13 protein-coding genes are annotated in these 10672 nt (G+C 67.7%); 4 read left to right on the plus strand and 9 right to left on the minus strand.

The window, feature by feature from the left end; genetic code table 11:
* Positions 1 to 98 precede the first annotated feature (98 nt).
* From GSQ76_RS30850 to GSQ76_RS03770, 6 genes are all read right to left on the minus strand, one after another.
* Entirely contained in the window at positions 99 to 266 is a 168-nt protein-coding gene (locus GSQ76_RS30850) for a hypothetical protein (RefSeq protein ID WP_174247284.1), read from the minus strand.
* A complete protein-coding gene (locus tag GSQ76_RS03750; protein WP_216850878.1) occupies positions 263 to 580 on the minus strand; it encodes a chaperone modulator CbpM in 318 nt (105 codons plus the stop codon). The genes GSQ76_RS30850 and GSQ76_RS03750 overlap by 4 nt, the downstream gene beginning before the upstream one ends.
* On the minus strand, positions 577 to 1476 hold the full coding sequence (locus GSQ76_RS03755) for a DnaJ C-terminal domain-containing protein (RefSeq protein ID WP_158742564.1): 900 nt from the start codon (positions 1474 to 1476) through the stop codon (positions 577 to 579). The genes GSQ76_RS03750 and GSQ76_RS03755 overlap by 4 nt, the downstream gene beginning before the upstream one ends.
* 64 nt (positions 1477 to 1540) lie before the next feature.
* Positions 1541 to 2443: a zinc finger domain-containing protein gene (locus GSQ76_RS03760; protein WP_335904881.1), complete on the minus strand. Its 903-nt coding sequence runs from the start codon at positions 2441 to 2443 to the stop codon at positions 1541 to 1543.
* Positions 2444 to 2476: 33 nt separating this feature from the next.
* Complete coding sequence (locus GSQ76_RS03765; RefSeq protein WP_158742565.1) at positions 2477 to 3223, minus strand: hypothetical protein; 747 nt, start codon at positions 3221 to 3223, stop codon at positions 2477 to 2479.
* A 72-nt stretch (positions 3224 to 3295) separates the two neighbouring features.
* Positions 3296 to 4468, minus strand: coding sequence for a CaiB/BaiF CoA-transferase family protein (locus GSQ76_RS03770; protein ID WP_158742566.1), 1173 nt, complete (start codon positions 4466 to 4468; stop codon positions 3296 to 3298).
* Between the two features lie 53 nt (positions 4469 to 4521).
* Between GSQ76_RS03770 and argS the strand changes: the two genes are divergently transcribed.
* On the plus strand, positions 4522 to 6291 hold the full coding sequence (argS, locus tag GSQ76_RS03775) for an arginine--tRNA ligase (RefSeq protein ID WP_158742567.1): 1770 nt from the start codon (positions 4522 to 4524) through the stop codon (positions 6289 to 6291).
* Positions 6292 to 7086: an SPOR domain-containing protein gene (locus tag GSQ76_RS03780; protein ID WP_158742568.1), complete on the plus strand. Its 795-nt coding sequence runs from the start codon at positions 6292 to 6294 to the stop codon at positions 7084 to 7086. It abuts the gene before it with no gap.
* 42 nt (positions 7087 to 7128) lie between these two features.
* Here the strand turns inward: GSQ76_RS03780 and GSQ76_RS03785 are convergent, their stop codons facing one another.
* Positions 7129 to 8379, minus strand: coding sequence for a winged helix-turn-helix domain-containing protein (locus GSQ76_RS03785; protein WP_158742569.1), 1251 nt, complete (start codon positions 8377 to 8379; stop codon positions 7129 to 7131).
* 78 nt (positions 8380 to 8457) lie between these two features.
* Here GSQ76_RS03785 and GSQ76_RS03790 point away from each other — a divergent pair, with 78 nt between their 5' ends.
* Positions 8458 to 9645, plus strand: coding sequence for a pyridoxal phosphate-dependent aminotransferase (locus GSQ76_RS03790; protein ID WP_158742570.1), 1188 nt, complete (start codon positions 8458 to 8460; stop codon positions 9643 to 9645).
* A gap of 61 nt (positions 9646 to 9706) precedes the next feature.
* Here GSQ76_RS03790 and GSQ76_RS03795 read toward each other — a convergent pair whose 3' ends face one another.
* Positions 9707 to 9994 (minus strand): HigA family addiction module antitoxin, encoded by a 288-nt coding sequence (locus tag GSQ76_RS03795; RefSeq protein ID WP_158742571.1) that lies wholly within the window; start codon positions 9992 to 9994, stop codon positions 9707 to 9709.
* Positions 9995 to 10015: 21 nt separating this feature from the next.
* Entirely contained in the window at positions 10016 to 10294 is a 279-nt protein-coding gene (locus GSQ76_RS03800) for a type II toxin-antitoxin system RelE/ParE family toxin (protein WP_158742572.1), read from the minus strand.
* Positions 10295 to 10420: 126 nt separating this feature from the next.
* Between GSQ76_RS03800 and GSQ76_RS30995 the strand changes: the two genes are divergently transcribed.
* Positions 10421 to 10672, plus strand: a 252-nt coding sequence (locus GSQ76_RS30995) for an alpha/beta fold hydrolase (protein ID WP_335904879.1), incomplete at its 3' end; no start/stop codon positions are given.

Raw genomic sequence — 10672 nt, forward strand, 5'->3', positions numbered from 1 at the left:
GCATCTTCCGCACAATGGGAACCATCGGGCGGATAAAAATGCTCGCCAAAACAGCGAGCTAGAGCAAAGTTCGTGCATCTTTCACCGCGAATTTTGCCCTAATCCAGCTGCGGTTCGTCTGGCGCGGGCTTCGGCTCTGCAACGTTGCGCTGCTGGTCCTTGCGGCGGCGCAGGTTGGCGCGCAGGGCAGCCGCCTCACGCTCCCGTCGCGCGGCCAACTCGGCCTCGGCCCTGGAGGTGAAATGCGGCTTTGGACCGTCCGTCATGGTGGCAGGGCGCGCAACACCGCCTCCCGCGCCTCCGCCGGCACTGCCTCCAACGCCCCGCGCAGCGCAAGCATCTGCCGGCGTGCGTCGTAAAGCTGGTCCAGCAGCGACAGCACGATGGGCAGCGCGTCCTCCGCCAAATCCATGTCGTCATGCAATTCCACCAGCAATCGCACCCGGGCGACGTCGATCTCGCGGAACAGCCAGCCCGCCGGGCCTTGCTCCGGCTGCACCCAAGCCAGCGCCACCCAGCGGGTCACATCCTCGACCCGCACCCCGCGCACATGGCGGGGCAGCATTTCCAGCGTGATCACGACGCCTCCGTCATGCCTTCTCGTGGGTTCGTTTCGGTGGCTGGTGCCCACTCGCGCAGAAACGACTCCAGCGCATCGTCGGTATCGGGCAGCACCACCGTCAGCGTCACCAATTGGTCGCCGGCTGGGCGACTGCCCAGCGCCGGCACGCCACGGCCACGCAGCCGCAGGATCTTGCCCGTGTCGGACCGCCCCGGGATCGTCATCGCCACCGACCCGGTGACCGTCGGGATCGTCACCCGGGCCCCCAGCACAGCCTCCTTCAGCGTCACCGGCAGGTCCAGATGGATGTCGTTTCCGTCTCGCCGGAAGAAGCGGTGCGGCAGAACCGTCACGGTGATCAGTGCGTCTCCCGCCGGGCCGCTATTGGCGCCTTCGGACCCCTGGCCACGCAGGCGCAAGGTTTGTCCGCTCTCCATCCCCGCGGGCACCCGCACGTCCAGCGTGCGCCCATCCGGCAGCGACAGCCGCTGCTGCGTCCCGGTGATGGCGTCGGTGAAATCCACGCTCAGCGTATACGCGGCATCCCGACCACGCATCGGCCGGTTCTCACGCTCGAACGACTGGGAAAACAGGTCGGAGAAGATGTCTCCCATGCCGGCTTGCCCGCCGCCATAATGCCGCCCGCCGGCTGCATCGGCATACGAGCGATAGCTCGCACGCTCCGGACGCGGGTCCCCGGCGGCGTCGATCTCGCCGCGGTCGAACCGGGCGCGCTTCTCCGGGTCCGACAGCAGGTCGTTCGCCGACGACACGGCCTTGAACGTGTCCTCGGCCACCTTGTTGCCGGGGTTGAGGTCGGGGTGGTGCTTCTTGGCCAGCTTGCGGTAGGCGCGGCGGATATCATCCGCCGACGCGTCCTTGGCAACGCCGAGTGTCTGGTATGGATCGGTCATTCGTGTCCGCGAGTCATGCTGATCTGACATGGGCTGCAACGCTGTCCGGATCAACCGTTTCGATCTACGCCGTCTGGCAAACCGGGCACCAATACAGCTGCCGCCCGGCCATCGCCTCGGCTCGCACGGGGTTGCCACAGATCCGGCAGGGCTCGCCCTCCCGATGCGCCACGTAGCTGCGGGCGTCCTTGCGCATGCGCTTGCCGACCACCGGCGTGCCCGGCGGCCGGTCCTTCGGCCGGGTCGTGATGATGGCGCCATCGCGCACGCCGTCCCGCAGCAGTGCCCGCGTGTCGCGCCACAACGCGTCCCATTGTGGCCGGGTCAACTCGCGCCCCGGCTTGTGCGGCTCGATCCGTGCCCGGAACAGCAACTCCGCGCGGTAGATGTTGCCGATGCCGGCGATGCAATCCTGCCGCATCAGCAATTGCCCGATCGCGGTGCGGGAGGCGTGGATCATCTCCCACGCCCGCGCCGGCTTGGCATCCGGCCGCAGCGGGTCGGGCCCCAATTCGCTGGTCGCCGCCGCCTTGCCCGCATCGGACAACAGCTCGCAAGCGGTCGGCCCGCTGAGGTCCGCGGTGTGCGTCGCCGTGCTCAACCGCAGCCGAACCGCGCCACGCGGCGCTGGCGGCCCATCCTCGTCGGCCGCCGCCCGGCCGCGCCGGCCGATCCCCTCCAGTCCCGACCCGGCGAACCGCCAATTGCCGTACAGCCCCAAATGCACCCGCAGCCACACCGGCCCGGCGAAGCGCAGGAACATCTGCTTGCCCCAGGCCTCCGCATGGTCCAGCCGCAACCCGTCCAACGTGGCCGCGCCATCGGCAAACCGCCCCTGCGGACTGCTGGCATGCACAATGTGGCCCACGAATGCGGCAGTGAACGCGTTGGCCAGGCGGTGAACAGTATGACCCTCGGGCGAGACACGGCTCCTTCGATCGGCAATGTCACCGATCTGGTGCGGTATTCCGAAACGGCGACACCAAAGCGCATGCGTTGCTCAACTCGGGTGTTCCCGTGCCGGCGACGCTCGGGCGCGGGAATCGGAATCTCGCAATGAATCTTCATCTCGCACTGCACCGTTCCGCCCCGCACCACCCTGCGGCTTCGCCATGGGAGGGATCGCGTCCTTGCCACCCATCTCTGACACCATGCGGCCGGGATCCACACCGAGGCCGCGGCAGATGTCACGGATCACATCCTCGGTGCACCGGCCCTCGATATCCCGGCCCTCTATATCATCGAGCGTATCGATCGAATCCAGTCGTTCCGCCAGCGCGCGGATGAGGCGCGGGGCATCATCGCTATCGGCGTTCCGCGCAATGGCATCGCGCACACCGCGCTCGATCTGGCGCCGGGCCATGGCATGGCGGTCATCCGAGCACCTCGGCCGAGCCCAACCGCGATCCAGTCGCTCGGCCAGCAACACCGTTCGGCGAACGGCACGCGATACCTGGGAGAACGCCGCCGCCACGATCTCGGTCCGCCCGGCGACGTCCCGTAGGGCCTCCCCCGCAGCAACGGCCGCCCGGTCTGCCTCGATCGCCTGGGCAAGTGAGGTGGCGACGGGTGAAACACCCTCCGCCACCATCCCCGCCGCATCCGCCAGGGCGATCTCGGACTTGGCTATCCGCCCAATCAGGCGGGCGACGTCCATCCCGATCTCCACCAATTCACCCAACGCGTTGCGAAACGGCGCGGGCGCGCAGGCGGTCTCATCGGGGCGGGAAGGGAGGCGCTGCATCATTCAAGCCAGAGACCACACGGCTAGTCCGAGTTTCAAGCATCGCCCACCCCCAGCCCCACCGAAGCGTCCCGCCTAAACCGCGCCCCGCTCATGCAGTCCGGCAATCGCCGCCGCATCATACCCCAACTCCGCCAACACCTCATCCGTGTGTTCGCTCAACCCGGCGGTCGCAGTCTCCAGCTTTGCCGGCGTACGGCTCAGCTTGATCGCCTGGCCGACGATCTCGATCCGCCCCAGTTCCGGGTGCTCCACCGCCTGCGCCATGCCCAGATGCTTCACCTGCGGGTCGGCGAACACTTCGTCCATCGCGTAGATCGGCCCGCACGGCACCTCCGCCGCTTCCAGCCGCTCCACCCAACTCGCCGACGTATCCGTGCGCGTCACCGTCGCGATCCGCTCGTTCAACAGCCCTCGATTGGCGGACCGCGCCTCGCCCGTCTTGAAATGCGGCTCGCTCACCAGGTCGGGGAAGCCTAGCTCCTTGCATAACCGCGCAAACATCTTGTCACCCGACGCCGCAATGTTGATGTGGCCATCTTTGGTCGGGAACACCCCGGTCGGGATGCTGGTCGGGTGGTCGTTGCCCGCCTGCTTCGGCACGTCTTTGTCCATCAGCCAGCGCGCCGCCTGGAAATCCATCATCGCGATCATCGAGCCGAGCAGGCTGCTCTGCACCCACTGCCCCTCGCCGGACACCTCGCGCTCCAGCAGCGCCGCCATGATGCCCTGTGCCGCGAACAACCCCGCGGTCAGGTCCGCCACGGGAATCCCCGCCCGCACCGGCCCATGCCCCGGCAACCCGGTGACGGACATGATGCCCCCCATTCCCTGCGCGATCTGGTCGAACCCCGGCCGCATCCGATACGGCCCGTCCTCCCCGAACCCCGAAATGCTGGCGTAGACGATGCGCGGGTTGATCGCCTTCATCGCCTCGTAGCCGATGCCCAGCCGGTCCTTCACGTCGGGGCGAAAGTTTTCCACCATCACGTCTGCCTGGGCGACCAGCTTGCGCAGGATCTCCAGCCCGTCGGGCGATTTCAGGTCCAGCGTGATGCAGCGCTTGTTGCGATGCAGGTTCTGGAAATCCGGCCCCAGGCGCGCGCCGCCCATACCGGCATCGCCTCCGGCCGACTCGATCTTGATCACCTGTGCGCCGAAGTCGGCGAACTGGCGCACGCAGGTCGGCCCGGCGCGCACGCGGGTTAGATCGAGGATGCGGAAACGGGAAAGGGCGCCGGTGGCCATGTGTGGTGTCTTCCTTGGACTTGAGCGTCCGATCACCCTAGAAGCGCCCGACCATGACCGACAATATCTACACCCTGATTCGTGAGCGTGTGTTGGCTGCCTTGCAAGCCGCCGTCCCGGACCTGCCGCCCGAACTGGCCGCGCGTGTGGAGGTGACGCCCACGCGCGACCCGGCGCATGGCGACATGGCGACGAACGCGGCCCTCATCGCCGCCAAACCCGCGCGCCTACCCCCCGCCAAGATCGCCGCCGCCCTGGCCGCCGCCCTGGCCCAGGCGCCGGAAATCGCCTCCGCCGAGCCGGCCGGTCCCGGATTTGTGAACCTGCGCCTGGCCCCGGCGACCCTGCTTGCCGCCATTCCCGCCGTGTTGCGCGCAGGCGAGGCGTTCGGCGCCAGCACCACCGGCCACGGCAAGCGGATCAACGTGGAATACGTCTCCGCCAATCCCACCGGGCCGATGCATGTCGGGCATTGCCGGGGTGCGGTGGTGGGTGACGCGCTGGCCAACCTGCTGGCCAAGGCAGGTTACGCCGTCACCAAGGAATTCTACGTCAACGACGCCGGCAACCAGGTCGCCGCGCTCGCCTGGGCCAGCTACTGGCGCTACCTCGAATCCCTCGGCACGGCGTTGACGGAGGAGGAGTTCGCCGCATCGGTGCCCGGCGGCCTGCAATATCGCGGCGATTACCTGGTCCCGGTCGGGGTGAAGCTCGCCGAAGCCTACGGCGCCTCCCTGGCTGGCCCGGACCTCACGGTCGGTGACCCGGCAAGCTGGCTGCCCGTGGTGCGCCAATTCGCCATCGACGCCATGCTCGCCAGCATCCGCATTGACCTGGCCGAACTCGGCGTCACCTTCGACCGCTTCAGTTCCGAACGCGAATTGCTGGAAAGCGGCGCCCCCGACGCCTCCATCGCCAAGCTCCAAGCCGACGGCCTGCTCTACCAGGGCGTGCTGGAACCGCCGAAGGGTAAGCTGCCCGACGACTGGGAACCGCGGGAGCAATTGCTGTTCCGCTCCACTCAATTCGGCGACGACGTCGACCGCCCGCTGCGCAAATCCGACGGCACCAACACCTATTTCGCCAATGACATCGCCTACCACGCCGCCAAGGCCGCCCGCTCGGACGTGCTGATCGACGTGCTGGGCGCCGACCACGGCGGCTACGTCTCCCGCATGAAGGCGGCGACCAAGGCCATCACCGGCGGCACCGTCCTGCTGGAGGTCGTGCTGTGCCAGATCGTCCGCGTGATGAAGGGCGGCGAACCGGTGCGGATGAGCAAGCGCGCCGGCACCTTCATCACCCTGTCGGACCTGTTGGAGTTCGTTGGCCGCGACGCCGTGCGCTTCACCATGCTCACCCGCAAATCCGACGCCCAGATGGATTTCGACATCGATGCCGCCGTCGCGCAGACGCGGGAGAATCCGGTTTTCTACGTTCAGTACGCCCACGCCCGCTGCCGCTCCGTCCTGCGCGCCGCCGCCGATATGCCCGGCATCTCCATCGACCCGGCGGCCTCGCTGGACAGCCTGCAAGACGAGGCCGAGCTTGCCGTGGTGCGCCGCATGATGGGCTGGCCACGCACGGTCGAGGCAGCGGCGGAAGCGCGCGAACCGCACCGAATCGCGTTTTTTCTCTATGACTTGGCGGCGGACTTTCATATGCTGTGGAACCGCGGGAGGGAGGCTACGACCCTCCGCTTCCTGCAGCCGGACAACCTCGCATACACGCAGGCGCGTGTGGCGCTGGTGGCCTCGGTGGCGACCGTAATCCGGTCCGGCCTCCAAGTGATGGGGGTGGCCCCAGTCGAGGAGATGCGCTGAGTGAGCGAGCGTTTGAGCCCCGCGACAGAAAGCTGGCGGCCCCAACGGCGTGAGCCGATGTTCGACCCACAGATGCGCCGTATGGCGGTCATCGCCGGCGGTGCCGCGGTCGTTCTGGCCCTGGGTATCGGCGGCTACGCCATGCTCGGTCGTCGCACCCATGGCGTTCCCGTCATCGAAGCCGACAGCCGCCCGTTGCGCGTGAAGCCCGACAATCCCGGTGGCATGCAGGTCGCCGGCGCAGAGGAACAAATTATGGGCGGCTCCGGCACCGGGCAGGCCGATGCGATGGCCCCGGCGCCCGAGGTGCCACAGCCGCAGGTGTTGCGCGCGCAGATCCAGGCCGCCCGCGAGGCTGCGCCGCCAGCCCCACCGCCCGAAGTGCCGCAGCCGCAACTGTTGCGACAACTCCAAACCGCCCGTCAGGCGCCGCCCCAGGCCCAGCCGGTCTCGCTCGCCTCACCCCCCGCCGCGATCTCCGCCGCGCCCGAGCAGCATCCCATCGCTCCACCCGCCACCCACGCCCCCGCGGCACATGCCGCCGCCACCGGCGGCACCGAGGTGCAGCTTGCCGCGCTCGAAACCGAACAGGCCGCGATGAACGAGTGGCATCGCCTGGAAAAGCGCCTGCCGGACGTCATGAGCGCCCATAAGCCGGCCGTGATGAAGGCCGAGCGCGACGGCAAGACTTTCTACCGCCTGCGCACCGGCGGCTTCACCGACATCGCGTCGGCCACCGCCTTCTGCACCCAGTTGAAGGCCAAGGGCGCGGGTTGCGCGATCGCCAGCTTCTAGCGGACCCAGCTTCTAGCGGACCGAGCTTCTGGCAGACACGACCTAGCCGTTCTCCGCCGGGGCCGGCTCGGGCACGATCTCGATGTCCGTCGCCGCATTCCCGTGCGCCGCTGCCAGCGTCGGGCCGAAATCCCCCGCCGGGGTGATTGCTACATGCTCCAGCCCCAGCCAGCGCGCCATGGTTTGCAGTTCGGCCAACAACCGTTCCGCCGTCTCCGGCGATGCATGCGGTTCGGCATGGGCGGCCAACACGTGCAGCGTCGACGTCGTCCGCATCGTCTTCAGGTCGACGCGCGCCACCATCCGGTCCCCCAGCAGGAACGGCAGCACGTAGTAGCCGTGTTGCCGCTTATGCGCCGGCGTGTAGATCTCCAGCCGGTATCGAAACTCATACAGCCGTTCCGTCCGGGTACGCTCCCACACCGCTGGGTCGAACGGGCAGAGCAGAGCGCACGCCTCGACCCGGCGCGGCCACCGCGCCGCTGAGTGGACGTAGGCCTGCTGCTTCCACCCCTCTACCGTGACGGGAACCAGTTCCCCCATCTCCACCAATTCCGCCACCCGGTCCGTTGCCTCACCCGGCGACAGGCGGAAATAATCCCGCAAATCCCCGAGCGTCGCGATACCCAGCGCCCGCGCAGCAATCTGCAGCAGTGCCCGGTGCGCGTCCGCCGGCTCTGGCGTCGGAGTATCCAGAACTGCCCGCGGCAGCACGCGTTCCGGCAGGTCGTACACCCGCTCGAACCCTCCGCGCCGGGTGGCGGTCGTCACGTGCCCGGCCCAGAACAGCCACTCCAGCGCCCGCTTGTTCTCGCTCCATCCCCACCACCCGCCAGCGCCACGCGGCCCATCCAAATCGGACGCCGCCAAGCCGCCATCGCTGCGGATTCGCGCCAGCACTGCATCCACATGCGCCCGGCGTTCGGTCACGAAGCGGCGGAGTTCGCCGTAGATCCCCTCCAACCGGTCGGCTTGCTGCATGCGCCAGCGCAGCAGCGGCTGCGTGGTCGGCGGCAGCAGCGATGCCTCATGCGCCCAGTATTCGAACAGCGACGGCTTTGCGCCCCACGCCGCATCATCCAGCAGTGCCCGCGGATAATCGCCCAGCCGGGAAAACAGCGGCAGATAGTGCGCCCGGGTCAGCACCGTCACCGAATCGATCTGCAACAGTCCCAACCGCGCCACGGTGCGCCGCAACTGCGCGCGATCCGCGATGGCGGGCCGCGCCTCAGCCAGCCCGGTGGCGGCCAGTGCGATGCGCCGGGCGGTGGCGACGGATATGCGCTCCCTCATGCGGCACTGTCATGCCGCCGCGCGCATTGCACCGCAATGGGGCCGCTCTAGTCTGCCGGCGCAGCAGGAGCCAATCGCATGATCCGCAACGCCCCGCCCGGTGGCCCGGAAACCCGTATCCGCCCGCAGATCCAGGATATGGTGACCGACAACATCGCCGTGCTGGCGGAAAAGGCGCGCCACATCTCCGGTGTCATCCCGCTTTGGTTTGGCGAGGGCGACCTGGTGACCCCCGCCTTCATCCGCGACGCCGCCAAGCGGGCGCTCGACGCCGGGCGCACCTTCTACGTCCCCAACATGCGGGGCACGCCGAGCCTCACCTCGGCGCTGTCCACCTACCAAACCCGCCTTCACGGCCGCCCGATCGAGGTCGATCGCAGCACGGTCACCCCCAGCGGCATGCAGGCCGTGGCCCTGGCGCTGGAACTGGTGGTCGAGCCGGGGACCAACGCCGTCTACGTCACGCCGCAATGGCCGAACATTCACAACGCCATCCACGTCGCCGGCGGCGAGCCGCGCCCCTGCCCCCTGGTGCTCCAGAACAACCAATGGACCCTGGACATCGACCACGTCGCCGCCCTGTGCGACGCCAGAACGCGCGCGATCGTCTTCTCCAGCCCCGCCAACCCGACCGGCTGGACCGCCACCCAGGAGGACCTCCGCGCCCTGCTAGCGCTGAGCCGGGAACGCGGCATCTGGATCATTGCCGACGAGGTCTACGGCCGCCTGTATTTCGATGGCGACATCGCCCCCTCGATGCTTCAACTCGCCGAGCCGGACGATCTGGTGATGACCGTCAACAGCTTCAGCAAGGCCTGGGCGATGACCGGCTTTCGCCTGGGCTGGCTCACCCACCCGGCGTCCCTGGCCGAGCGTGTCGGCGCCATGACGCAATACCTGAACAGCGGCACCGCCGATTTCATCCAGGAGGCCGGCGCCACCGCGATCACCGAAGGCGAGGGCTTCGTCGGCGAAATCCGCGAACGTTGTCGCGTTGGCGTCGCCCTGGCGCACGAGCGTCTCGCCCAAGTGTCTCGTGTCCGACTGACGGCCCCACCGCATGGCGGCATGTACTCTTTCTTTCGCATCGACGGCATGCCGGATGCGCGCGTCGCCTGTCTGCAAGTGCTGGAACGCGCCCGCGTCGGCCTTGCCCCTGGCGAACTATTCGGCGACGCCGCCGCCGGCTGGCTGCGCATGTGTGTCTGTCGCGACGCCAGGCAGCTGGGCATCGCGTTGGACCGCATGGCCGAGGCGTTGGTATGACCAGCACGAAGGCACTGTAGCGCGGCGAGGCAGACCGCCGCGGCCGTCTTCTACCGCCGAGTCAGGCAGGCGACCTTATGGGCAGCTTGGCGATATGTGGCGCATCGGGTCGCTGCTGCAGGTGGGCCAGGTCGAACGTGGACTGCAACGCCAACCAAAGTCGCGCCGTACTGCCGATGCCTTGTTCAAGCCGGAGTGCCATTTCCGGCGAAACGCCGGAGCGGCCGGAAATGACACGATGCAACTGCTGCCGCGTGACGCCCAGCCCAGCCGCCGCTTCTGCTATCGACAGCCCAAGAGCATCCAGCTCGTCTTTGACCAGCAGCCCCGGGTGGGGCGGATTTTTCATTGGCACGGCCTTACCGATCTTTCAGTGGTAATCAACAAAATCGACATCCAGCGCCTGGCCGGACTCGAACCGAAACACGATCCGCCAATTGGCGCGCACCGTGACCGCCCACAATCCGAAAAGATCGCCCTTCAGTTGATGCAGCCGGAAGGATGGGAAATTCAATTCCTCCACCTCCTGAGCGTCATCGAGTGCAGCAAGCATTGTTCCAATGCGACGGGCCAATTCAGCCGGGACGCCCCGGTGATCACCATCCTCGAACACCCGGCGCAGTCCCTTATGGCGAAAGCTCTGGATCAAGTTGCTTTCCTTCGGATCAATGTAACATGTAATGCGACATATTACAACGCGAGATCCCAAGCTTGCCGCTGGTTGACCCGCCCCAGTGCTCATCGCACGATCCCCCCGACCGGGGAGCATGATCTGATGCCGTTTGCCAAGACCGATGACGGGGTTCGCCTACAATACGAGGAAACCGGATCCGGCACCCCCATCGTCTTCGTGCACGAATTCGCCGGCGATGTGCGGAGTTGGGAGCTACAGCTCAGCCATTTCGGCCGCCGCTACCGGGCCGTCGCCTACAACGCACGCGGCTACCCACCCAGTGACGTGCCGCCAAACCCCACATCCTACTCCCAAGCCCGCGCTGCCGACGACATCGCCGCCACCATGGACGCC

This window comes from Acidisphaera sp. L21 (assembly GCF_009765685.1).
In the GTDB taxonomy this organism is placed as follows: domain Bacteria; phylum Pseudomonadota; class Alphaproteobacteria; order Acetobacterales; family Acetobacteraceae; genus LMUY01.